The following is a 22,617-nucleotide window of genomic DNA, read 5'->3' as shown; positions in this document are numbered from 1 at the left end:
GATGTCCTGGATGGTCGCTTGCGACCCGATCGCTATGGTGTCACCGTGCGGGGCATCACATGATCGTTATTCCCAAGGTCCGGCAGGGGCCTCTTCGCGCGCTCGCCATCCGGCTGGCGCTCGCCATCGTCCTCGTTCTGGTCACCGTGACGGTCATCTACCTCGACCGCAACGGGTACCGGGACGTCAACGAGGACGGCCTCACGCTGCTCGACTGCTTCTACTACGCGGTCGTGTCGCTCTCCACCACCGGGTACGGCGACATCACGCCGATCACCCCGCACGCGCGGCTGGTGAACGTCCTGTTCATCACCCCGGCCCGCGTGCTCTTCCTGATCATCCTGGTCGGCACGACCCTCGAGGTGCTGACCGACCAGTACCGCAACAGCCTGCGTGTCAGCCGGTGGAGGCGACAGTTGAAGGACCACATCATCATCTGCGGGTACGGCACCAAGGGCCGGGCCGCGGTCGCCGCCCTGCTCGAGACCGGGTACGACAAGTCGCGCATCGTGCTCGTCGAGAGCCGGCCCGAGGGCGTGCGCCAGGCCGTCGCCAACGGGCTGGTCGTCATCGAGGGCAACGCGACCCGCTCGGCGGTGCTGCTCGAGGCCGACGTCAAGAACAGCAAGGCGGTCATCATCGCGACCGACACCGACGAGGCCTCGGTGCTGATCTCGCTGACCGTACGGCAGCTGACCGCCGGCCAGGTGCGCATCATCGCCTCGGTCCGCGAGCAGGAGAACGCCGCCCTGCTCCGGCAGAGCGGCGCCCACCACGTGATCGTCTCGTCCGCCACCGCCGGCCGGCTGCTGGGCCTCACGACCACCGCCCCGCCGCTGATCGACGTCGTGGAGGACCTGCTCACCCCCGGCCAGGGCATGGCGCTGGCGATGCGCAGCGCCGAGCGCGCCGAGGTGGGCCGCAACCCGCGCGAGCTGCAGACCCTCGTCGTCGCGCTGATCCGCCGCGGCAAGGTGCTCCCGCTGGGCGGCGAGCAGAAGGTCACGATCGAGACCGGCGACCTGATCGTCTACATCCGCGACGAGAACAGCGCCGCCGACGTCGCCGTCTAGCCTTTGCGGCCCACCCCGGCGAACTCGGAGACCTTGTCGGTGATGCCCGGGTACGCCGGGTCGGGCCGCCACGCCGAGCAGGTCACCACGCCCGGGTCCTCCAGCTCGAGGCCGTCGAAGAAGCGGGCGATCTCCTCGCGGGTGCGGGCCGTGATCGGCGCCGCGCCGCTCTCGTTCCACTGGCGCATCGACTGCTCGACCGCGGGGCCGTTGACCTCGGTCGTCGGGTGCGAGATCACCAGGTAGCTGCCCGCCGGCACCGCCTCGACCAGGCGGCGGACCACGGCGTACGCCTCGGCGTCGTCCACGACGAAGTTCACGATGCCCAGCAGCATGACGGCGACGGGCTGCGTGAAGTCCAGCGTGCGCGCCGCACCCTCGAGGACCGTCGCCGTGTCGCGCACGTCGGCCTCGATGTAGTCGGTGGCGCCCTCCGGCGTGCTCGTCAGCAGCGCCCGGGCGTGCACGAGGACCATCGGGTCGTTGTCGACGTAGACGATCCGGCTCTCCGGCGCGACGCCCTGGGCCACCTCGTGGGTGTTGTTCGCGGTGGGCAGCCCCGTGCCGATGTCGAGGAACTGGCGGATGCCGACCTCGCCGGCCAGGAAGCGGACCGCGCGGCCGAGGAACTCGCGGTTGGCGCGTGCCGACTGCACCAGCTCCGGCATGAGCGCCAGCGCGTACTCGGCCGCCTCGCGGTCGGCGGCGAAGTTGTCCTTGCCGCCGAGCAGGTAGTTCCACAGCCGGGCCGAGTGCGCGACCTCGGTGTTCAGCAGGGTGTGCAGCTCAGGATCGGTCACGGCGGCCCCTCGGCATCGATGAGGGTTGACATCGTACCGAGGGGCCGTGCCGCGGTGGGATCCGCTTAGAGGATCGTCCAGGTGTCGGCCTTGTTGAGCAGGCCGTCGAGCATCTGCTCGGGCGTGCCGTCGGCCGTGGCCTTGGCGTCGACCAGCTGCTTGGTGATCAGCTCGTCGTAGGACGGGCGCTGCACGTCACGGAAGACGCCGATCGGCGTGGTGCCGAGGTCGGAGCCCGAGAGGCGGGACAGGGCGAAGGCGTACGCCGGGTCGTCCACCGTCGCGTCGTGGACGATCGCGTCGCCACCCTCCTCGACGCGCAGGCCGAACGCGCCGGCCGGGTGCGTCACCGAGAACTGGTTCTCGGCGCCGAACGTGACCGGCCGGCCCTGCTCGAGGCGGATCAGGTGGTCCTCACGGGTGGTCGCGTCCTTGATCAGCTCGAACGCGCCGTCGTTGAAGATGTTGCAGTTCTGGTAGATCTCGACGAACGCCGATCCCCGGTGCTCCGCGGCGGCCCGCAGCACCGACTGCAGGTGCTTGCGGTCCGAGTCGATCGTGCGGGCGACGAACGTCGCCTCCGCGCCGAGCGCCAGCGAGATCGGATTGAACGGCGAGTCCGCCGAGCCGGCCGGGGTCGACTTCGTGATCTTGCCGAGCTCGGAGGTCGGGCTGTACTGACCCTTGGTCAGGCCGTAGATCCGGTTGTTGAACAGCAGGATCTTGAGGTTGACGTTGCGGCGCAGCGCGTGGATCAGGTGGTTGCCGCCGATCGACAGCGCGTCGCCGTCGCCCGTGACGACCCACACCGACAGGTCGGGACGCGACACCGACAGGCCCGTGGCGATCGCCGGCGCACGCCCGTGGATCGAGTGCATGCCGTACGTGTTCATGTAGTACGGGAAGCGGGACGAGCACCCGATGCCCGAGACGAACACGATGTTCTCCCGCGGGATGCCGAGCTCGGGCATGAAGCCCTGCACCGCCGCCAGGATCGCGTAGTCACCGCAACCCGGGCACCAGCGCACCTCCTGGTCGCTCTTGAAGTCCTTCGCGGTGAGCTTCACCGGGGTGATCGGGATGGTGGGGCTAGCCATTCTTGACCACGTCCTCGAGCATGTTCTCCAGCGTCGCGGCCGTGAACGGCAGACCGCTGATCTGGTTGAAGGGGACCGCGTCGACCAGGTACTTCGCGCGGATCACGTGGGCCAGCTGGCCCAGGTTCATCTCCGGGATGACGACCTTGTCGTACGCCCTGAGCACCTCGCCGAGGTTGGCCGGCAGCGGCGCCAGGTGGCGCAGGTGGGCCTGCGCAATGGGCAGGCCGCGCTGCCGCAGGGCCCGGCAGGCCGCGCCGATGGGGCCGTACGTCGAACCCCAGCCCAGCACGAGCACGCGCGCGTTCTCGTCGGCGTCCTCGACCTCGACGTCGGGCACCTCGATCGTCTCGATGCGCTGCGCCCGGGTTCGCACCATGAACTCGTGGTTCGCCGGGTCGTACGAGATGTCGCCGGTCTTGTCCGCCTTTTCGAGCCCGCCGATGCGGTGCTCGAGGCCGGGCGTGCCGGGGATCGCCCACGGCCGGGCCAGCGTCTCGGGGTCGCGCAGGTAGGGCAGGAAGCGGCCGTCCTCGCCGTTGGCGGCGGTGGTGAACTCGACCGAGATGTCGGGCAGCTCGTCGGCCGCGGGCAGCAGCCACGGCTCGGAGCCGTTCGCCACGTAGTTGTCCGAGAGCAGGATCACCGGCGTGCGGTACTTGAGCGCGATGCGCGCCGCCTCGATCGCCGCGTGGAAGCAGTCCGACGGCGACTTCGGGGCGATCACCGCCAGCGGCGCCTCGCCGTGCCGGCCGTACAGCGCCATGTTGAGGTCGGCCTGCTCGGTCTTGGTCGGCATGCCCGTGGACGGGCCGGCGCGCTGCACATCGACGATCACCAGCGGCAGCTCGAGCGCGATCGCCAGCGAGATGGTCTCGCCCTTGAGCGCCACGCCGGGGCCGGAGGTCGTGGTGACCCCGAGCGCCCCGCCGTAGGAGGCGCCGAGCGCCGCGCCGATCGCGGCGATCTCGTCCTCGGCCTGCATGGTGGTGACGCCGAACTTCTTGTGCTTGGACAGCTCGTGCAGGATGTCCGACGCCGGGGTGATCGGGTAGGCGCCCAGGAACACCGGCAGCTTGCTGCGCACCCCGGCCGCGACCAGCCCGAGCGCGAGTGCCTGGTTGCCGGTGATGTTGCGGTAGGTGCCCGGCTTCATGCGGGCGGGCTTGACCTCGTAGCGGACGGAGAAGTCCTCCGTGGTCTCGCCGAAGTTCCAGCCGGCCTGGAAGGCGGCCTTGTTCGCCGCGACCAGCTCGGGGCGCTTGGCGAACTTCGCCTCGAGGAAGCGCAGCGTCGACTCGTACGGCCGGGAGTACATCCAGCTGAGCAGGCCGAGCGCGAACATGTTCTTGGCGCGCTCGGCGTCCTTCTTCGAGACGCCGGAGTCGGCAAGCGCGCCCACCGTCATCGAGGTGAGCGCCACCGGGTGCACCGCGTAGCCGGCGAGCGAGCCGTCCTCGAGCGGGCTCGCCACGTAGCCGACCTTGGCCAGGCTGCGCTTGGTGAACTCGTCGGTGTTGACGATGATGTCCGCGCCCGGCGGCAGGTCGGTCAGGTTGGCCTTGAGCGCGGCCGGGTTCATCGCGACCAGCACGTTCGGCGCGTCGCCGGGCGTGAGGATGTCGTAGTCGGCGAAGTGCACCTGGAAGCTCGACACACCCGGCAGGGTGCCTGCTGGTGCCCGGATCTCCGCCGGGAAGTTCGGCAGCGTGGAGATGTCGTTGCCCAGCTGTGCGGTCTCCGACGTGAATCGGTCACCGGTCAGCTGCATGCCGTCGCCCGAGTCGCCGGCGAACCGGATGACCACCCGGTCCAGCTGTTCGACTCGCTTCGCTCCAGCGGACACGTTCGCAACCTCCCAAGGGCGCCGGCCGGCGGGGTGAGCACGTCGATGAGCCGGCCCGCAATAGTCACTTCCAGCCTACGTCGCCGCTCCTTACGACCGGGGGCAGGCCGTTGACCACAGTAGCCAGGTAAGGCTTGCCTGAACCACCGGAGTCCACTATCCGGCTACGCTGTCGAGTCGTGGACGGGTATCTGGGGTCGTACGCCACGCTCGGCCTGGTCGCCGCGGCCGGCGTGCTCGTCTTCGTGGGCGCGTTCGCCGCGAACCGGCTGCTCCGCCCGGCCGCTCCGGCGCAGCCGCCCGGCAAGTACGTGTCGTACGAGAGCGGAATCGACCCGGTCGGAGGGAACTGGGCACAGGCGCAGATCCGCTATTACGTATACGCGTATCTCTATGTGCTTTTCGCCGTGGAAGCCGTTTTCCTCTTCCCGTGGGCGGTCGTCTTCGACCTGCCCGGGTTCGGCTGGGCCACGGTGGCCGAGATGGGCGTCTTCGTGGCCGTGCTCGCGCTCGGCATCCTCTATGCCTGGCGCAAGAAGATCCTGACCTGGACCTGAGCCGCCGCGCCCGGGCGTGTCGGGGTGGCGGGCTCGCCACGCGCTGTCCGACATGCCAACATTCAGCGCATGGGCCAGCTTCTCCTCTTCATCGTCGTGGCGTTGGTCGTGGCCGCGATCGTCTTCGGCGTGACCGTGATGATCGGCGGCGGCGACAAAGCGCTGACGCCCGTCGAGCCGGACGGCGTCGCCGTGCCGCTGCCCAGCGACCGGCCGCTCGGCGAGGAGGACATCGTCCGCACGAAGTTCGACACCGCCTGGCGCGGCTACCGGATGTCGCAGGTCGACCAGGCCCTGCAGCGCGCCGCCTATGACATCGGTTACAAGACCGAGCTGATCGGCGTGCTCGAGGCCGAGGTCGCCGCGCTGCGCGAGGGCCGTACGGCCGACGCCGACGTGCTGCGGCGTGCCCGGGAGGCCGCGATAGCCCCCGCCGAGGCGCCCGCGCCCGCGCCGGCCGCCGACGACGTGAAGATCGACCTGACCGAGGCGCCCGCCGTCGCCCCCGCGAAGGCCGACGTGGTCAAGGTCGATGCGGTCAAGGTCGATGCGGTCGAGGCCGACGTGGTCAAGGCCGAGCCGGTGGAGCCCCGATGAGCGCGACCGAGCCCGTCGACGGGCTGGGCGACGCCGCGCGCCCCGGCGCCGGCGAGGTGACCGCCACGGTCATCGTCAACGCGCCCGCCCAGCGCGTCTTCGACGCGTTCCTGAACTGGGAGGGCCAGTCCTCCTGGATCCCCTTCACCAAGGTCCGGGTCATGGAGGGCGACGGCGGCGAGGGCAGCATGATCGAGGCCATCACCGCGATCGGCCCGGCCGCCCTGCGCGACGAGTTCCGGGTCGTCAAGATCAATGCGCCGTACGAGGTGCGCGTCGTGCACTGCGGCAAGGTCCTGCGCGGGCCGGGCGCCATGCGCTGCACCGCGATGTCCGGCGACCGCACCCAGGTGGTCCTGCACGAGTGGTTCCACCTGCCGGCCGGCCCGGTCGGCAAGCTGGCCTGGCCGGTGCTCTGGCCCGGATCCAAGCTCAGCTTCACCGGCGCCCTCAAGAAGTTCGGCAGATTGGTCGAGCAGGGCCGCCTGTCCTGATTTCTGTCGTACGGCGGCCCTACGGTGGTCGCCATGACAGAGACCACGGCGCTCGACGCCGGCCTCGTCGTCGGCGACGACGGCCGCGCCCGTTGCTTCTGGGGCGGCAGCACCCCTGACTACGTGGCCTATCACGACAACGAGTGGGGCCGGCCGGTGCGCGGCGACGACGCGCTGTTCGAGCGCATGTGCCTCGAGGCGTTCCAGTCCGGCCTCGCGTGGATCACCATCCTGCGCAAACGCCCGGCCTTCCGGGCCGCGTTCGCCGGGTTCTCGATCGACAAGGTGGCCGCGTTCGGCGAGCAGGACGCGGCCCGGCTGATGGCCGACCCCGGCATCGTCCGCAACCGCATGAAAATCGACGCCGCCCTGGCCAACGCCCGCGTGGCCGCCGATCTGCCCGACGGGCTGTCCGCCCTGCTCTGGTCCTACGCGCCCGCGCCGCGCCCGCCCCGCCCGCGCACCCGGGCCGACGTGCCGGCCATCACACCCGAGTCCACGGCGATGGCCAAGGACCTCAAGAAACGCGGCTTCCGCTTCGTCGGCCCCACCACGGCGTACGCGTTGATGCAGGCCACCGGCATGGTCGACGACCACCTCGCGGGTTGCTGGGTCCCGCCGACCGGTGACCGGCCGGGCGCGTGATGAGATGGACCGCATGGCTCAGTGGGCGGTGATCATTCCGGCGGATCGGTGGGCGACCGAGCGTCTGTTCCACCACGACACGGTGGTGGTGCCCGGCGGCGCGGGTCCGGTCGGCCCCGACGACGAGGTGCTGCTGGTCGCCGACGGCCACGTGGTGGCGGTCGCCCAGGCGGTGAAGGCCGAGGGTGACGAGCTCGTCCTGGCCTACGTCCGCCGCGCCTTCGACCAGCCGGTCACCGCGGACGAGCTCGGCGTCGGCGACGAGGTGCGCATCGCGCCGGTCGACCCGGCGGTGTTCCGCCGGCTGGCGGGCGCGATCGGCGGCTCGTCCGGCGCCGCCGACCGGAAGACGTGGCTGGTCAGCGTCGCGCTGCCGATCGAGGCCGGGACCCCCGCCGAGGCGGTGCGGCAGTTCTGGTCGCACGTGCTCGAGCTGGGCCCGGCCGAGCTGCCGACCTACGTGTGGCCCTCCGGCGACGAGCTCGCCATGCAGGCCTTCGTCCTCGGCGAGGAGGCCAACCAGGATCCCGAGGAGGACGACGACGACGATTGACCCCGCGGTATGACGGTTTTGGGATCGCCACATCAATAGGTCTCGATGCCTACGCTCCTTCCCTACGCGCTCTACCGGGCGCTTTTCGTGGGGAGGACCGGATGGTCAAGTGGCGCATTCTGTTGAGCTCGGCGCTGGCCGCGCTCACCGTTGCGGCGTGGGGCGCGACAGCCGCGGCGGCTCCGTCCGGGCCGGGCGACGGCGCGGTGGTGAGCCCGTCGGTCGTCGGCGGCACCCGGGCCGCGCAGGGTGAGTTCCCGTTCATGGTGCGGCTGTCGATGGGTTGCGGCGGCGCGCTCTACAGCCCCACGCTCGTGCTGACGGCCGCGCACTGCGTGAGCCGCACCGGCGCCAACTCGTCGATCACCGCCACGCTGGGCGTCGTCGACCTCAACTCGACCAGCAAGATCACCCGCAAGTCCAACTACGTGTACCGCGCCCCCGGCTACACCGGCTCCGGCAAGGACTGGGCGCTGATCCGCCTGGCCAGCCCCGTGACCGGCGTGGCCACGCTGCCGATCGCCACGACGACGGCGTACGACTCGGGCACGTTCACCATCGCTGGTTGGGGCGCCAACCGTGAGGGCGGCGCGCAGCAGCGCTACCTGCTCAAGGCGACCGTGCCGTTCGTCAGCGACGCCACCTGCAACTCCTCGTCGATGTACGGCGGCGAGATCATCGCCACCGACGAGATCTGCGCGGGCTACACCGCCGGCGGCGTCGACACCTGCCAGGGCGACTCCGGCGGCCCGATGTTCCGCCGCGACGCGAGCAACGCCTGGATCCAGGTAGGCATCGTGAGCTGGGGCGACGGCTGCGCCCGCCCCAACAAGCCCGGCGTCTACACCCAGGTCAGCTACTTCGCGTCGGCCATCCGCAGCGCGGCCACCTCCCTGGGCGGCTAGCTCCCGTCCCGCGGACCATGCGTAGCGACCATGGCTGATGGTCGTCGAATCGGCGGGGCGCGGGCTGTCCGAGCAGCGAGGAACGGGCTGTGCTGGAGTCGTTGCTTCCCGGCGCAGCCCGTCCGGTCCGCGGCGGGCTGATTGCCGCAAACCACACCCGGGCCGTAGCCCTCGGCCGACAGCCGGCCACGCTCATCACGCCGGTCCAGGCTGCCGAGACCCGGCACCTGATCCCACTGCTCGACGAGGTCCGCATTCCCCGGCCCGATAGGCTCGGCCGGCCTCGCACCCGACCCGCATCCGTGACCGGTGACACGGCGTGCCCGTCGTACGCGGACCAGCAGGCGCTGCGCGGCAGGCGGATCCGCGACGATCCCGGAAGCCAACGACCAGATCGCCGATCGGAAGCACCGCGGCAGTCATGGCGCCCTGCCGCCGGCGCTCGAATCGGCTGCCCACCGCCCCGAAACCCCGCCCTCCCAAGGGGGATCCCCCGCCAGTCATTGTGGTCGGGATTGTGGATCTTTGCAGCGGGCCCTGTGGACAAAGCGAAACTGTGGAAAACGCGCGACGGCCGACAAGATGTGCAGGCACACAGGGGAGCCGAGTGCGCCCCTCCGTCACTTGCCTTCGAAGAGCGGCTTCTCCTTCGCCACAAAGGCGGTCACGGCGGCCTTGTGATCCGCCGTGGCGCCGCAGATGGCCTGCGCCTGGGCCTCGGCCGCGAGCGCGTCCGACAGCGTGCCCGCATCGCCGATGGAGAGCTCGCGCTTGATCGCCCCGTACGCGACGGTCGGCCCGGCGGCGAGCCTTTCCGCCAGCGACAGGGCCACCGGCAGCACCTGCTCGTCGTCCTCGGTGAGCTGGGACAGCAGCCCCATCTCGCAGGCCCGCTCGGCGCGCACCGGCTCGGCCAGCAGCAGCAGCTCGAGCGCCCGCGCGTGGCCGACGATCCGGGGCAGCGACCAGGAGATGCCGCTGTCCCCGGCGAGCCCCACGTTGGCGAAGGCCATAAGGAACCGGCTGCCGGGCCCGCCGATGCGGAAGTCGGCCAGCAGCGCGAACGACGCGCCCGCCCCGGCCGCCATGCCGCGCACCGCCGCGACCACGGGCTTGGGCATGCTGGCCAGCCGCTGCGCGATCGGGTTGTAGTGCACCCGCACGGTGTCCAGGTCGGTGCGGCCCGACTCGAGCTGCGCCGCGTGCTCGCGCAGGTCCTGACCGACGCAGAACGCGTTGCCCGCCCCGGCCAGCACGATCGCCCGGCATGACCGGTCGGTCTCGAGCGAGGCCAGCGTGTCACGCAGCGCCTCCTTGAGCTCGACGTCGAGCGCGTTCATCGCCTCGGGACGGTTGAGCGTGAGCGTGACGACAGCGCCATTGCGGTCGACCAGCAGGGAGTCAGTCATGTGTCCGAGAATCCCATACGGCTGCGAGCCACGGACTGCAGGCATCGCTCGACATGGCGGTCCGCGGCGGGCCGCAGCCGGGCCGCGTGCCGGTCGAAGAAGCTCGCCGCGCTGACCCCGGGCCAGCGCGGCGGCAGCAGCGAGGCGGGCAGCTGGGGATCGCGGAACAGGAACGAGCGCCACGCGTGCACCAGCCGGAACCGGGCGGCGTACGCCTCTTCGTCGGTGCTGCGCGTGCTGACCGCCGTGACCACCGGCCGCAGGTCGGAGACGAAGTCCTCGTACGACCGGCCCAGCTCGCCGAGGTCCCAGGCCCGCCCGACCACCTCCGCGGCGCCCGGCGACCCGGCGGCGTGGCTCGCGCTGAACCGCTCGTAGGCGATCCCGGCCTCCCGCAGCACGGCGTCCGCCTCCTCGGCCGCGCGCGGCGCCACCCACGCGTGCTCGCCCAGCGGGCCGTAGCCCAGGAACGCCAGCCGCCCGGCGTCGCGCTTGCCGAGCGGGCCGTGCAGCAGGATCAGGTCGAAGCGCCCGTCCCAGCCGGCCCGCCCGGTGCGGTAGATCCGCGCCGAGGCCTCGTCGAGGCGCCGCGCGGCCTTGGGGGTGAGCAGATAGCCCGGGCCGGAGACCAGACGCAGCGGGTGCAGCCAGCCCTGCCGCACCATCCGGGACACCGCCGTGCGTACCGCGGGCGGGGCGATCCCGAGCGGCGCAAGCAGTCTGACCAGGGCCGCCACCGGTGCGCGCCCGCCACGGGGGCGCAGGTAGTCGCCGTACAGGTCGAAGAGTGCGGACCGCGCCTGCATGACCGCACATTGTGACAGTCCAAAAGACGATATGCTAGACGCTGTCACATCCGCCCGGGCTGGGTTTGGGTTCGCCGGTGTTCATCAGGGAAAATGTTTGATCGGCACGGTGGGCCGGGTCGTGTGTACGCGCGCGAGGGGCCATCGGCCGCCGGTCGGAAACGAGGTACGACGCCGCGTGGGGCTGAGCACGCGGCGGGCAAAGTGGCTGTGGGGCAACCCACCGACACCCTGATGTGGGTCTGAGGGGAGACAAGATGGCGGCGATGAAGCCGCGGACGGGCGATGGTCCGCTGGAGGTCACCAAGGAGGGTCGGGGCATCGTCATGCGTGTCCCGCTGGAAGGTGGTGGCCGTCTCGTCGTTGAGATGACTCCGGACGAGGCCAGCGCGCTGGGTGACGCGTTGAAGTCGATCGCCGGCTGACGTTTCACGCGAGCCCGCCGGTACGGTACCGCCCGGACCGGCGGGCTTTCCACGTCTTCGAGAAAGGTCACGCTCTCGTGTATCCGATCCGGCTGACCGAAGCCCTCGACGACGACCGGATCCGCATCGTGCCGATCGGCGCGCCGGGTCCACTCTCGCACTCCGGCGGCGCTCCGGACGCCGAGATCGCCGCTCTGGCCTCGACGGGCCGGCCGGCGGGCACCGTGCAGCGGCTTCCGCGACCGCTGAGCCGGCCCGCCGAGGTGCTGCTGGCGCATGTCGGCGCGGGCGACGAGGCCGGTTGGCGCGCGGCCGGTGCGGCCGTCGCCCGGGAGCTGGCGGGCGACGACCCGGCGCAGTTCCACTTGGGAGAAGCGGCTTCGGCCGAGGCCGTACGGGCCGTGGCCGAGGGGCTGTGGCTGGGCGGCTACCGCTATCGCGACGGCCGCGAGGAGCCCCGGTCGGCCGAGGTCGAGCTCGTCACGAGCGACCCCGGGGCGTACGCGGGAAGTCTGCGCAGTGCGCGGGCGGCCGCCGAGGCGACCTGGCTCGCCCGTGACCTCACCAACGCGCCGCCGTCGATCAAGAACCCCGGCTGGATGGCCGAGCAGGTCACGGGCGCCGCAGCCAAGCGCCCGGGTCTGGGCGTACGGGTGCTGTCCGGCGACGCCCTGGCCCGGTTCGGCGGGCTGCGGGCCGTCGGCGGCGGGTCGCGCTCCCGGCCCTGCCTGGTCGAGATGACCTGGGACCCGCCCGGCGCGAGCACCCACGTGGTGCTGGTCGGCAAGGGCATCACGTTCGACAGCGGCGGCATCTCGATCAAGACCCGCGAGGGCATGAAGCGGATGAAGAACGACATGGCCGGGGCCGCCGCGGTCGCCGCCGCCACCCTGGCCGCCGCCGACCTGGGTCTGGGCGTCCGCGTCACCACGCTGCTGCCGCTCGCCGAGAACGCGGTGAGCGGCTCCGCCTACCGGCCCGGCGACGTGATCACCCACTACGACGGCACGACCAGCGAGTCGACGAACTCCGACGCCGAGGGCCGCCTCGTGCTGGCCGACGCGCTCGGGTACGCCGCCGCCGAGCTCGGGCCCGACGTCCTGATCGACCTGGCCACGCTCACCGGCGCCGCCAAGGTCGCCCTCGGCAACACCACCGCCGCCCTCTACAGCGACAGCGACGAGCTCGCCGGGGCCCTGCGCCGGGCCGGTGCGGCCGCCGGCGAGCACCTGTGGCGGATGCCGCTGCACGGCGACTACCGCGAGCTGCTGCGCAGCGACGTGGCCGACCGGCACAGTTCGCCCGCGCACGGCGGTGGGATGGCCGCGCTGTTCCTGCGGGACTTCGCCGGGGCGTACGCGGACCGCTGGGCGCACGTCGACATGGCGGCGACCTGCTGGACCGAGACCACCGAGCTCGAGCTCACCCGGGGCGCGACCGGGTGGGGCGTACGGACGCTGGTGCGGTACCTGTCAGCGCTTGATCGCGGCCAGTAGCCCGGCTCCGGAGGGCACCACGGCCGGGATCCACTCCTCCGACTCGCGCACCGCGCGCACGGTCTCGCGCACGGTCAGCGTCTCGATGTCGCGAGCGGCCGGATCGGTGATGCGCCCGCCGGCCAGCGCGCCGTTGACCAGCAGCACCCCGCCCGGGCGCAGCAGCCGCAGGGCGGCGTCGGCGCACGCCCCGAACTCGGTCACGTCGGCGTCGACGAAGACCAGGTCGTACGCCCCGTCGGCGAGCCGGGGCAGCACGTCCAGCGCGCGGCCGGTGATGATGCGGGTGCGCGACGAGGCGAACCCGGCCTCCAGGAAGATCCGCCGGGCGATCCGCTGGTGCTCGTTCTCGACGTCGATGGTGGTCAGCACCCCGTCGGCGCGCATGCCGCGCAGCAGCCAGACCCCGCTGACCCCGGTTCCCGTGCCGATCTCGACGACCCCCTTGGCGCTGCCGGCGGCCGCGAGCAGCCGCAGCACCGAGCCCGCGGCCGGCGTGACGCTGTCGAGGCCGAGCTCGTGGGCGAGGCTGCGGGCGGTCTGCAGGACGACGTCCTCGTCCGCGTAGGCCTCGGCGAACTGCAGGGCCTGGCTCGTCGTGGGGCCGAGCGGGCGGGCAGGCGGAACGATGACGACCTCCGGGGCGTGAGCGGACGCGCGTGGATGCTTGCCGCGCACATCGGATAGAAGAGTAGAGCGGTGGTGCCGAAGGACGCACCGGGCCGTCGATGCATAAACAGGCTGGGGCAGGGCGTCGCCCGGGATCCGTGTCATTCTGGTGGGGGAGCCCGGGAGGAATCGAGTGGAGGCACCGACGTGACCGACGGCTGGAACACGCCTCACTCTCAGCCGCCTGCCAACGGTCAGCCCGTCCCGCCACCGGGACATCCGGCGTCACCGTGGTGGTCGGACGCGCTTGCCGACCCGTGGCGCGACCCCTACGCCCCGACCGCGGTCGTGGTGCAGAACGCCGCACCGAGCAGCGGCCCGCCGCCCGAGCCGGTCACCGACCCCGACGCGCCCCGCCGCTCGTACACCCCGGTCCTGCTGATCTGCCTGGTCACGGCCCTGCTCGCGGGCGGCCTGGGCGGCACGCTCGGCTATGTCTTCGCGGTCCGCGGCGGCGTCGCGACCGGTGGTGGCGCCCAGCTCGGCGCCGCCCCGGAGGACCCGCCCGCCGCCGCCAACCGCGCCCCGGACTCGCTCGCGGGCGTGGCCGGCAAGGTGCTGCCCAGCGTGGTGACCGTGCGGGTCACCGGCGCGATCGGGTCCGGCTTCGTGGTCTCCGACAGCGGATACGCGATCACCAACGACCACGTCGTGGAGGGCGGCGACGACGCGATGTCGGTGTCGTTCAGCGACGGCAGCACCGCCCGCGCCGAGCTGGTCGGCCGCGACCCGAAGTCCGACATCGCTGTGATCAAGATCGCCAAGGGCGGGCTCACTCCGGTGGCCTTCGGCAACTCCGACTCGATCGCGGTGGGCGACCCGGTGCTCGCGTTCGGGTCGCCGCTGGCGCTGTCCAACACGGTCACCGCCGGCATCGTCAGCGCGCTCGACCGCACCATCGAGGCCGGCGACTCGGGCACCACCCGCTACTACGCCGCGATCCAGACCGACGCCGCGGTCAACCAGGGCAACTCCGGCGGCCCGCTGGTCAACGCCGCCGGCGAGGTCATCGGGGTCAACTCGGTGATCCGCTCGGTGGGCGGCAACGAGACCGAGGCCGGCAACATCGGCCTGGCGTTCGCCATCCCGATCAACCAGGCCAAGCGCGTCGCCGGCGAGATCGTCGACCACGGCAAGGCACGGCAGACCGTCATCGGCGCCGACGTCATGACCGGCGGCAACGGCACCAGCGGCGCCCGGCTGCGTTCGGTGGAGCCGTCCGGCCCGGCCGCCGCCGCGGGGCTCAAGGGCGGCGACGTGGTCACCAAGCTGGGCGGCCACGTGGTCGAGGACGGCACCGACCTGATCGCGCTGGTGCGCAAGTACGCCCCGGGCGCCACGGTCCCGGTGGAGTACCGTCGCGGCACCAAGACGCAGTCCGCATCCGTGAGGTTGGCCGCGGACGCCAACTGATCGCCTCACGGCCTGCCGTTCGCCACCTCGCGTGCGTAGGCTGGGCGGCGGAATGGGGGAGGCCAGATGTTCGAGAACCTGAACTGGTGGGAGATCGGCGCGCTGCTCATGCTGGCGCTGCTGATCTTCGGTGAGCGGCTGCCCAAGGTGATCGGTGACGGCCTGCGGATGCTGCGCGGCCTGCGGGCGATGGCGCAGAACGCGACCACCGACCTCAACCGCGAGCTCGGCACCGACCTGCAGCTGCAGGATCTGCACCCCAAGGCGTTCATCCGCAAGCATCTGCTGAGCGAGGAGGACGAGGCGGCGATCCGCAAGCCGCTGCAGGGCCTGCTCGACGATGTGAAGCAGGACCTGAACGGCGTGCGTTCCGACCTCACCGAGGTGGCCGCGGCCGCCGACATCAAGAACCACGCCGACACCGCGCCGCCGTCCGCGGCGGCTCCCCGGCGTCCGGCTCTGGACCTCGACGCCACCTGACGTCCTCCGACACGAACGGCTCCGCCCTCAGGGCGGAGCCGTTGGCGTCTGTTGTCCTTATCGGCGGGCGTTGACCATCAGGCTCAGCGGCTTGCCGACCAGCGACTCGCGGCGGACGGCCAGCTTGCCGGCCACGGCGTCGAGCGCCTGCGCCGCCGGGGCCTCCGGAGCGGCCAGCACGATCGGGTCGCCGGCGTCGCCCGCCTCGCGCACCCGGGTGTCGAGCGGGATCTGCCCGAGCAGCGGCACCGAGGCGCCCACCGTGGTGGTCAGCGAGTCGGCGACCTTCTGCCCGCCGCCCGCGCCGAAGACCTCCATGCGCGAGCCGTCCGGCAGCTCCAGCCACGACATGTTCTCCACCACGCCGACCAGGCGCTGGTGGGTCTGCATGGCGATCGCGCCGGCCCGCTCGGCCACCTCGGCGGCGGCGGTCTGCGGCGTGGTGACGACCAGGATCTCGGCGTTGGGCAGCAGCTGCGCCAGCGAGATCGCCACGTCGCCGGTGCCGGGCGGCAGGTCGAGCAGCAGCACGTCGAGGTCGCCCCAGTAGACGTCGGCGAGGAACTGCTGCAGCGCGCGGTGCAGCATCGGGCCGCGCCACACGACCGCGGCGTTGCCGGCCGTGAACATGCCGATCGAGATCACCTTCACGCCGTGCGACTGCGGCGGCATGATCATGTCTTCGACCCGGGTGGGCCGGCCGTCGACGCCGAGCATGCGGGGCACCGAGTGGCCGTAGATGTCCGCGTCGATCACGCCGACCGACAGGCCTCGCTTGGCGAGCGCCGCGGCCAGGTTGACCGTCACGCTGGACTTGCCGACGCCGCCCTTGCCGCTGGCCACCGCGTAGACCCTGGTGCGGGAGCCGGGCTGGGCGAACGGGATCACCGGTTCCGCCGCGGCGCCACCGCCGCGCAGCGTGGCCTGCAGCGCCTTGCGCTGTTCCTCGCTCATCACGCCGAAGTCGATGCTCACCGACGTGATGCCCGGGATCCGGGTGAGGGCGGCGGTGATGTCGTTGTTGAGCTTGTCGCGCAGCGGGCAGCCCGCCACGGTCAGCAGCAGCTCGACCCGGACCGTGCCGTCGGCGACGGTGAAGCCCTGGACCATGCCGAGGTCGGTGATCGGGCGGCGGATCTCGGGGTCGTCGACGGTGGCCAGCGCGGCCTGGATCGCGTCCTCGAGGGTGGGGGCGGGAGCGGACATGGTGCCCATGCTACGTCGGGACGGTCAGTGATCCTCTTCCCAGTCCTTACGATCTTCCTCCCACTCGGAGCGCGCCCTTTTCTCGCGCCGATGAGCCGCCTCGTCCAGCTCGTCGGCAAGGCGGGACAGCTCGGATCGCAGGAAGTCGCGGGTGGCGACCTCGCCCATCGCGATCCGCAGCGAGGCGATCTCGCGGGCCAGGTATTCGGTGTCCGCCTTCTGCATCGCGGCGCGCCGGCGGTCCTCCTCCATCGCGAGGCGGTCGCGGTCGGTCTGCCGGTTCTGCGCGAGCAGGATCAGCGGGGCCGCGTACGAGGCCTGCAGCGACAGGATCAGCGTCAGGAACGTGAACGTGTACGGGTCGAAGCGCAGGTTGGCCGGTGCGAGCGTGTTCCAGGCGAACCACGCGCCGATCACCAGCGTCATCCACACGATGAACTGGGCCGTGCCCATGTAGCGCGCGATGGCCTCGGACCAGCGGCCGAACGACTCGGGGTCGAAGCGCGGCAGCCGCACCCGGCCGGGCTCGACGGGCTGGTCGAGACGGTCGGGGCGCTCGCGGCGGGAGTCGGTCACAGCGTGACCTCGTCGTCCTCGGCGTTGTCGCGCTCGCGCCAGTCGCGCGGCAGCGAGTGGTCGAGCACGTCGTCGACGGTCACCGCACCCACCAGCCGGTGTGAGGTGTCGACCACCGGCATCGCGACCAGGTCGTACGTCGCCATCCGCTTGATGATCTCGCCCAGCGGGTTCTCCGGGCGCAGCGGCTCCAGGTCGTTGTCGACGATGCCGCCGAGGATCGACGAGGGCGGTTCGCGCAGCAGCCGCTGGAAATGCACCATGCCCAGATACTTCCCGCTGGGCGTGGCCGAGGGGGCGCGCGCCACGAACACCTGCGCGGCGACGACGGGGGAGAGCTCGGGCTCCCGGATGCGGGCCAGCGCCTCGGCGACCGTCGTGTCCGGCGTCAGGATCACCGGCTCCGAGGTCATCACGCTGCCCGCCGTGCCCGGGCGGTAGCTCATGAGCTGGCGGACCGGGGCGGCCTCCTCGGGCTCCATCAGGTCGAGCAGCACGGTCTGCTCCGCCTTGGGCAGCTCGGCGAGCAGGTCGGCGGCGTCGTCCGGGTCCATGCGCTCGAGCACGTCGGCGGCGCGCTCCCGGTCGAGGCGTACGAGGATCTCGACCTGGTCGTGCTCGGGCAGCTCCTCGAGCACGTCGGCGAGCGTGCGGTCGCTGAGCGCCACGGCGACCTCGTTGCGGCGCGCGTCCGGCAGGTCCTGCAGGGCGTTGGCCATGTCCGCGGGCTTCATCTGCTCGAGCAGCGCCAGCAGGTTCGAGGTGCCCTGCGTGTCGGTCGGGCCGATCAGCCCACGCACCCGTTCGTAGTCGGCCTGGAAGATGTGCCCGCGGCGGGTCAGCCGGCCGGTGTGCCCGCGGACGGCCACCCGGGTGACCAGCCACTCGTTGTTGCGGTTGAGGTCCATGCCGATGTCCACCACGGCGCCCGGTGTGCCCGGCCCGTCACCGTCCTCGGGGATCACCGTCACCCGGCGGTCCAGCAGGTCCTCGACCAGCAGCAGCTCGTTGGCCCGCTTCTCGAAGCGGCGCAGGTTGAGCACCCCGCTGGCGAGCACGACCCCCTCGGCGTCCATCGACGTCACCCGCCCGATCGGCAGGAAGATGCGCCGCCGCAACGCCATCTCGGCGACCAGCCCCACCACCTGCGGCGGCCGGTTCGTGGTGCGCAGCCGCACGACGGCGTCGCGCACCCGTCCCACCCGGTCGCCGTTGGGGTCGAACACGGGCAGCCCGGCGAGCCTGGCCAGATAAACCCTCGTCCCCATGGTCACGGCTCCAGCCTAGGTTAGGGTCCGGACATGTCAGGAGTGGCGTACGAGATCGTCGACGTGTTCACCGACCGGCCGTTCGCGGGCAATCCGCTCGCCGTCGTCTACGGCGCCACCGACCTGGCCGCCGACCAGATGCATACCCTGGCGCGCGAGTTCAACCTCGCCGAGACCGTGTTCGTGCTGCCGCCCACGGACCCTGCGGCCACGTACCGCGCCCGCATCTTCACCCCCGAGGTGGAGCTGCCGTTCGCCGGCCACCCCAGCGTCGGCGCCGCGGTCACCTCGATGCGCCGCGGGCTGTTCCCGCCCGGCGAGATCGTTCAGGAGTGCGGCGCGGGCCTGCTGCCGATCACCGTCACCGAGGCAGGCACAGCCACGGTCACCGGCGGAAAGCCCGAGCTCGGCCCGCCGCTCGACCACGAGCCCCTGCTCTCGCTCGCGGGCCTGACCCCCGACGACTACGCCGGTGACGAGACCGCCGTGCCGAGGTCCGCCGGGTGCGGCCTCGACTGGGTCTTCCTTCCCGTACGCCGTGAGGCGCTCGCCGGCGTCCGCATCGACGTGCCCGCCGCCGAACGGGCCGGCATCACCGAACTGGTCGTCTTCTCCTGGTCCGCGCCGGCCGCCGAGGCGCACTCCCGCGTCTTCTCGCCGGGAACCGCCGTCCAGGAGGACCCCGCGACCGGCTCGGCCGCTCTCGGGTTGGGGTTGTGGCTCGTGGCCTCGGGCCGGCTGCCTGCCTCCGGCACGTCCTCCTACCGCGTGCACCAGGGCATCGAGATCCGGCGGCCGTCGCTGCTCGAGTGCACCGTCACCGCCTCCGACGGCGTGGCCACGCTCGCGACCGTCGCCGGGCACGTGGTCCCCATCGCCAAAGGCGAGATCACCATCCCGCCTTTCATCGGCTGACTTTTCGATCTTGTGTAGCGCCATCCCTAACCCCCACCCACCCGGGGTCAGGGGTGACGCTACGCCTTGTCAAGGCGGCGGAAGCACTTGTCCACAGGCGCGGTGGCCTTGCTAGCGCCGCTTGACCCTGTGGAGACGGAACGGACGTGGAGTCTCCACGCGCGCCGGGGTCTCGCGGGGCTCGGCAGCGCCCGAATCGGCCGGCAGATCCGGGCGTTCCACCGGTGGCTGCTCGTCGACCGGCGTCAGACGCACCACCGTGCACCCCGTCGAAGCCCACCGCTGCACGACCTCCTCGGCCGTGCCGGACGCGTTGAGCCGCTTGGCCGCGAGCTGCGGGGCCACCTCGGCCCACTCCTCGGAGCCCGGCGTCAGCCGCGCCACGGCGGCCTCGGTCACCACGATCAGGCCGCCGGTGTCGCCGCGCAGCCGCACGGTGGCGCGGGCCGCCTCGGCCAGGCCGGGCGCGTGCTGCTCGCCGGGGCCGCTGACCACGACCAGCGTGCCGTCGAGCGGCATGACCCACAGGGCCAGCGCCGGGCCGTCGGCGACCGAGATCCAGGCCAGGGCGGCCTTCTTGAGCGCCTCGTCGAGCACCGCGGAAGTCACCGCGCCATCCTCGCACGACCCGCCGTCAGGCGACCGGCTCGGCGATGCGGGCCTGGTCGACGAGCCCGACCACCTCGGTGAGCGAGCGGACCGTACGCCCGGCGAAGTTGGTGTCGGCGTCGAAGACCAGATGGTTGCTCAGGTCGGGGGCGGCCAGGCGTACGGGGGTCATGCCCACGGCCGCCGCGCCGGTCAGCTCGTGGCTGCCGCCGTCGCCCACGTACAGGCACTCGCCGGGCAGGACGCCGAGCTGCGAGCACGCGGCGAGGTAGATCTGCGGGTCGGGCTTGCAGACCCCGAGGCGTACGGAATAGACCGTGGCGTCGAGCAGCGGGGCGACCGGCAGGCTGGGCAGGAAGGCGGGCAGCTCGTGCGTGCAGTCGCTGACCACCGCGGTGGCCAGGCCGCGGCGTTTGATGGCGGTGAGCGCGCTGACGGCGTCGTCGCGCAGCCGGGTGTCGGCCTTGAGCGCGTTCACCCGGGCCGGCACGCCGGCGCGCAGCTGGTCGGTGCGGGGGCGGCCACCGGCCTGTTCGATCACGAAACGTAGGGTGGCCTCGGCGGACCCGTAACGTCCACGGGCGCGGGCCCGGAACGTACGGTCCAGCACCCCGCGCACCGCCTCGGGGTCGGCGCCGAGTGCCCGGGCGATCTCGGCGTGCTGGGGTCCCCGCTGGACAGAACGGGTCAAGGTGCCGAAGAAGTCAAACACGACCGCACGGTATGCGGGCATGGCGAAACGCCTCCTGAGGCATCGAGGGGTTCAAAAGGGTCGAGAAACCTCGGTGACTGTAGCGACACCATTACTTTCCGTTCAATAGAGGTTCGTAAACTGTGGTGCACACCGTAAGAAGCGACGGCCGGGGATGAATGAGCGCTCATCGCGCCAACTGACCGTTCTGGCCCTCGTCGTCGCCGTGCTCGCCGTGTCGTCGTCGGCGCCGCTGATCGCGTTCGCGGCCGCTCCGGCGCTGGCCATCGCGTTCTGGCGCAACGCGCTCGCGGCCGTCGTGCTGACCCCCATCACGTACGGCCCCCGCCGCTCGGAGATCCTCGGCGCCTCCCGCCGGGCGGTGCTGTTCGGCGTGGTCGCCGGCGTGGCGCTCGCCGCCCACTTCGCGACCTGGATGCCCAGCGTCCAGCTCGGCACCGTGGCGACCGCCACCGCGCTGGTCGCCACCCAGCCGGTGTGGCAGGGCGTGATCGCCGCCGTGCAGGGCCGCCGTCCTTCGGTTGCCGGGTGGATCGGGATCACGCTGGCGGTGGTGGGCACCGCCTGGGCGACCGGCGCCGACGTCGGCGTCTCGGGCCAGGCCGTGCTCGCCGATGTTCTGGCCCTGCTCGGGGCCCTGTTCGCCGCGTTCTACACCGCTCTGGGCGAGCGCGCGCGAGCGGAGCTGAGCACCACCACGTACACGTGGATTTGCTACGGCACCTGCGCGGTCCTCCTGCTGGTGGTCTGCCTCGTGGGCGGCGTGCGGCTCGGCGGGTACGACCACCGCACCTGGGCCGCGATCCTCGCCCTGGTCGCGGGCGCCCAGCTGCTGGGTCACTCGATGTTCAACTACGCCTTGCAGCACACCTCGGCGACCACTGTCAGCGTGCTGATCCTGCTGGAGGTGCCCGGCGCCGGCCTGCTCGCCTGGCTCTGGCTCGGTCAGGCGCCGCGCGCCGCGGCCCTGCCCGGCTTGGTGCTGCTCGTCGCGGGCGTGGCCGTCGTCATCCTCGGCGCCACCCGCGCCAACCGCCCCGCGGTCGACCCCACCCTCACCGACTGACTGTCCCCGCGCCCGCTCGCCTTTGTCGTCCCGCACCCGCCTCCACCGGCTGTCCCGCCGCCCTTGCCGGCCGTCCCCGCGCCTCCCCGCGCCGGCCGCCCGCTCCCCGTGCCCGCCCTCGCCGGCCGCCCCTCCTTGCCCTCGCCCGAATTGGGCTGTTCGCGGCTTTGGTTCGTTGAGCCTGTCGCGCGCTCACCTGGCGGGTCCCGCCGGAGCGGGGTAGAGAGGGGGAATGAGATGTACGGTGCTCGATTCCGGGTGGGCCTGCTGCTGGTGCTCGGAGCGATCCTCGTGATCGGTGGCTGTGCCGACGCGGAGGACGACCCGCCCGCCGACGGTCCCGGCCTGACCGGCGGCTGGAGCACGGCCGGCTGCGAGTTCCCGCGCGTGCCCGAGCGGATGGCGATCTCCGGCGTCGAGATGCCGGTCACCCCGGCCGACCTCGAGGCCGCGATGAACCGCATCGAGCAGGGCGGCCGCACCGAGTTCCCCGACAGCTACGCCGGCCTCGAGGTCGACCAGGAGAACGCGCACGCCGTCGTGCACCGCGTCCCGTCCGCGGCGTTCGACGACTTCATCCGCCGCGCCGCCGAGAACACCTGCATCGTCGTCCGCGACGCCGCGCACACCGCCGCCGACCTCGCGGTCTGGCACGACCGGGTGCTGGCCGACCTCGACTACTGGTCGCACAACGGCGTCCGCATCGTCTCGGTGGGGGCCCGCCACGACGGCGCCGGCGTCGAGATCGGCACCCAGGACCTCGCCCGCGCCCGGGCCGAGCTCCCGGTCCGCTACGGCCCCGAGGCCCCGCTGCTGTTCGTCGAGGAAGCCCCGGTGAGCCCTCTCGCCAACCCCACCGCCACCCCGCGCTGACCCGGCCCGCCGCCGAGGGCGTCCCTGGGCGTGCCCGGGTGGATCCGGGTTGAGAAGATGTGCCGGGATGCGCGACGAGGCTGCGGTCCGCTCCGGAGCGCCGCCGCGGCGCCCGGGCCGGCGGAAG

25 protein-coding genes are annotated in these 22,617 nt (G+C 72.1%); 14 read left to right on the top strand and 11 right to left on the bottom strand.

Going from position 1 to position 22,617, the window contains the following annotated elements:
* Positions 1 to 59 precede the first annotated feature (59 nt).
* Positions 60 to 1,073, top strand: a complete 1,014-nt coding sequence (locus ACSNN8_RS09730; protein WP_436648316.1) for a potassium channel family protein — start codon at positions 60 to 62, stop codon at positions 1,071 to 1,073.
* Here ACSNN8_RS09730 and ACSNN8_RS09725 read toward each other — a convergent pair.
* From ACSNN8_RS09725 to ACSNN8_RS09715, 3 genes are all read right to left on the bottom strand, one after another.
* The gene (locus ACSNN8_RS09725) at positions 1,070 to 1,873 is read right to left on the bottom strand and encodes an SAM-dependent methyltransferase (RefSeq protein ID WP_436648315.1); all 804 of its coding nucleotides are present in this window, start codon (positions 1,871 to 1,873) and stop codon (positions 1,070 to 1,072) included. The two genes, ACSNN8_RS09730 and ACSNN8_RS09725, sit on opposite strands and share 4 nt — an antisense overlap.
* 65 nt (positions 1,874 to 1,938) lie before the next feature.
* The gene (locus ACSNN8_RS09720) at positions 1,939 to 2,970 is read right to left on the bottom strand and encodes a 2-oxoacid:ferredoxin oxidoreductase subunit beta (RefSeq protein WP_436648314.1); all 1,032 of its coding nucleotides are present in this window, start codon (positions 2,968 to 2,970) and stop codon (positions 1,939 to 1,941) included.
* Positions 2,963 to 4,816 (bottom strand): 2-oxoacid:acceptor oxidoreductase subunit alpha, encoded by a 1,854-nt coding sequence (locus tag ACSNN8_RS09715; RefSeq protein WP_436648313.1) that lies wholly within the window; start codon positions 4,814 to 4,816, stop codon positions 2,963 to 2,965. Before ACSNN8_RS09715 ends, ACSNN8_RS09720 begins: the two co-directional genes overlap by 8 nt.
* Before the next feature lie 179 nt (positions 4,817 to 4,995).
* Here ACSNN8_RS09715 and ndhC point away from each other — a divergent pair, with 179 nt between their 5' ends.
* The 6 genes from ndhC (at position 4,996) to ACSNN8_RS09685 (ending at position 8,567) form a co-directional block, all read left to right on the top strand.
* Complete coding sequence (gene ndhC, locus ACSNN8_RS09710) at positions 4,996 to 5,373, top strand: NADH-quinone oxidoreductase subunit A (RefSeq protein WP_436648312.1); 378 nt, start codon at positions 4,996 to 4,998, stop codon at positions 5,371 to 5,373.
* Positions 5,374 to 5,442: 69 nt separating this feature from the next.
* Entirely contained in the window at positions 5,443 to 5,970 is a 528-nt protein-coding gene (locus ACSNN8_RS09705) for a DivIVA domain-containing protein (protein WP_436648311.1), read from the top strand.
* Positions 5,967 to 6,464 carry an SRPBCC family protein gene (locus ACSNN8_RS09700; protein WP_436648310.1) on the top strand — a complete coding sequence of 166 codons (498 nt, stop codon included), beginning with the start codon at positions 5,967 to 5,969 and terminating at the stop codon, positions 6,462 to 6,464. Before ACSNN8_RS09705 ends, ACSNN8_RS09700 begins: the two co-directional genes overlap by 4 nt.
* 33 nt (positions 6,465 to 6,497) lie before the next feature.
* Entirely contained in the window at positions 6,498 to 7,109 is a 612-nt protein-coding gene (locus tag ACSNN8_RS09695; protein ID WP_436648309.1) for a DNA-3-methyladenine glycosylase I, read from the top strand.
* Between the two features lie 13 nt (positions 7,110 to 7,122).
* Complete coding sequence (locus tag ACSNN8_RS09690) at positions 7,123 to 7,662, top strand: hypothetical protein (RefSeq protein ID WP_436648308.1); 540 nt, start codon at positions 7,123 to 7,125, stop codon at positions 7,660 to 7,662.
* 101 nt (positions 7,663 to 7,763) lie between these two features.
* Positions 7,764 to 8,567, top strand: coding sequence for a S1 family peptidase (locus tag ACSNN8_RS09685; RefSeq protein WP_436648307.1), 804 nt, complete (start codon positions 7,764 to 7,766; stop codon positions 8,565 to 8,567).
* A gap of 620 nt (positions 8,568 to 9,187) precedes the next feature.
* Here ACSNN8_RS09685 and ACSNN8_RS09680 read toward each other — a convergent pair.
* Positions 9,188 to 9,976 carry an enoyl-CoA hydratase-related protein gene (locus tag ACSNN8_RS09680; RefSeq protein ID WP_436648306.1) on the bottom strand — a complete coding sequence of 263 codons (789 nt, stop codon included), beginning with the start codon at positions 9,974 to 9,976 and terminating at the stop codon, positions 9,188 to 9,190.
* Positions 9,973 to 10,782: a PaaX family transcriptional regulator gene (locus ACSNN8_RS09675; RefSeq protein ID WP_436648305.1), complete on the bottom strand. Its 810-nt coding sequence runs from the start codon at positions 10,780 to 10,782 to the stop codon at positions 9,973 to 9,975. The genes ACSNN8_RS09680 and ACSNN8_RS09675 overlap by 4 nt, the downstream gene beginning before the upstream one ends.
* A 257-nt stretch (positions 10,783 to 11,039) precedes the next feature.
* Between ACSNN8_RS09675 and ACSNN8_RS09670 the strand changes: the two genes are divergently transcribed.
* On the top strand, positions 11,040 to 11,207 hold the full coding sequence (locus tag ACSNN8_RS09670) for a DUF3117 domain-containing protein (RefSeq protein WP_014694782.1): 168 nt from the start codon (positions 11,040 to 11,042) through the stop codon (positions 11,205 to 11,207).
* A gap of 77 nt (positions 11,208 to 11,284) precedes the next feature.
* Complete coding sequence (locus tag ACSNN8_RS09665; RefSeq protein ID WP_436648304.1) at positions 11,285 to 12,703, top strand: leucyl aminopeptidase family protein; 1,419 nt, start codon at positions 11,285 to 11,287, stop codon at positions 12,701 to 12,703.
* Here the strand turns inward: ACSNN8_RS09665 and ACSNN8_RS09660 are convergent.
* Positions 12,680 to 13,288: an O-methyltransferase gene (locus tag ACSNN8_RS09660; RefSeq protein WP_436649489.1), complete on the bottom strand. Its 609-nt coding sequence runs from the start codon at positions 13,286 to 13,288 to the stop codon at positions 12,680 to 12,682. The two genes, ACSNN8_RS09665 and ACSNN8_RS09660, sit on opposite strands and share 24 nt — an antisense overlap.
* A gap of 231 nt (positions 13,289 to 13,519) precedes the next feature.
* On the opposite strand from ACSNN8_RS09660, the gene ACSNN8_RS09655 reads away from it, so the two are divergent.
* Complete coding sequence (locus ACSNN8_RS09655; protein ID WP_436648303.1) at positions 13,520 to 14,785, top strand: S1C family serine protease; 1,266 nt, start codon at positions 13,520 to 13,522, stop codon at positions 14,783 to 14,785.
* A 66-nt stretch (positions 14,786 to 14,851) separates the two neighbouring features.
* Positions 14,852 to 15,265, top strand: a complete 414-nt coding sequence (locus tag ACSNN8_RS09650; protein WP_436648302.1) for a preprotein translocase subunit TatB — start codon at positions 14,852 to 14,854, stop codon at positions 15,263 to 15,265.
* A gap of 57 nt (positions 15,266 to 15,322) precedes the next feature.
* On the opposite strand, the gene ACSNN8_RS09645 is transcribed toward ACSNN8_RS09650, so the two are convergent.
* Genes ACSNN8_RS09645 through ACSNN8_RS09635 form a run of 3 tightly spaced genes read right to left on the bottom strand, consistent with a single transcriptional unit; the run spans position 15,323 to position 18,321 of the window.
* Positions 15,323 to 16,471, bottom strand: coding sequence for an Mrp/NBP35 family ATP-binding protein (locus ACSNN8_RS09645; protein ID WP_436648301.1), 1,149 nt, complete (start codon positions 16,469 to 16,471; stop codon positions 15,323 to 15,325).
* 24 nt (positions 16,472 to 16,495) lie between these two features.
* Positions 16,496 to 17,047: a DUF1003 domain-containing protein gene (locus ACSNN8_RS09640; RefSeq protein WP_436648300.1), complete on the bottom strand. Its 552-nt coding sequence runs from the start codon at positions 17,045 to 17,047 to the stop codon at positions 16,496 to 16,498.
* Positions 17,044 to 18,321 (bottom strand): magnesium transporter MgtE N-terminal domain-containing protein, encoded by a 1,278-nt coding sequence (locus ACSNN8_RS09635; RefSeq protein WP_436648299.1) that lies wholly within the window; start codon positions 18,319 to 18,321, stop codon positions 17,044 to 17,046. The genes ACSNN8_RS09640 and ACSNN8_RS09635 overlap by 4 nt, the downstream gene beginning before the upstream one ends.
* Positions 18,322 to 18,348: 27 nt before the next feature.
* On the opposite strand from ACSNN8_RS09635, the gene ACSNN8_RS09630 reads away from it, so the two are divergent.
* Complete coding sequence (locus tag ACSNN8_RS09630; RefSeq protein ID WP_436648298.1) at positions 18,349 to 19,230, top strand: PhzF family phenazine biosynthesis protein; 882 nt, start codon at positions 18,349 to 18,351, stop codon at positions 19,228 to 19,230.
* Between the two features lie 111 nt (positions 19,231 to 19,341).
* On the opposite strand, the gene ACSNN8_RS09625 is transcribed toward ACSNN8_RS09630, so the two are convergent.
* Complete coding sequence (locus tag ACSNN8_RS09625; RefSeq protein ID WP_436648297.1) at positions 19,342 to 19,839, bottom strand: hypothetical protein; 498 nt, start codon at positions 19,837 to 19,839, stop codon at positions 19,342 to 19,344.
* Positions 19,840 to 19,864: 25 nt separating this feature from the next.
* Positions 19,865 to 20,572, bottom strand: coding sequence for an HAD family hydrolase (locus ACSNN8_RS09620; RefSeq protein ID WP_436648296.1), 708 nt, complete (start codon positions 20,570 to 20,572; stop codon positions 19,865 to 19,867).
* Between the two features lie 133 nt (positions 20,573 to 20,705).
* Here ACSNN8_RS09620 and ACSNN8_RS09615 point away from each other — a divergent pair, with 133 nt between their 5' ends.
* A complete protein-coding gene (locus tag ACSNN8_RS09615) occupies positions 20,706 to 21,617 on the top strand; it encodes a DMT family transporter (protein WP_436648295.1) in 912 nt (303 codons plus the stop codon).
* Between the two features lie 237 nt (positions 21,618 to 21,854).
* Positions 21,855 to 22,490 carry a hypothetical protein gene (locus tag ACSNN8_RS09610; protein ID WP_436648294.1) on the top strand — a complete coding sequence of 212 codons (636 nt, stop codon included), beginning with the start codon at positions 21,855 to 21,857 and terminating at the stop codon, positions 22,488 to 22,490.
* Positions 22,491 to 22,617: the final 127 nt, after the last annotated feature.

This window comes from Actinoplanes sp. URMC 104, from assembly GCF_051386375.1.
Taxonomy (GTDB): domain Bacteria; phylum Actinomycetota; class Actinomycetes; order Mycobacteriales; family Micromonosporaceae; genus Actinoplanes.
This window is presented reverse-complemented; position numbering and strand designations above follow the sequence as displayed.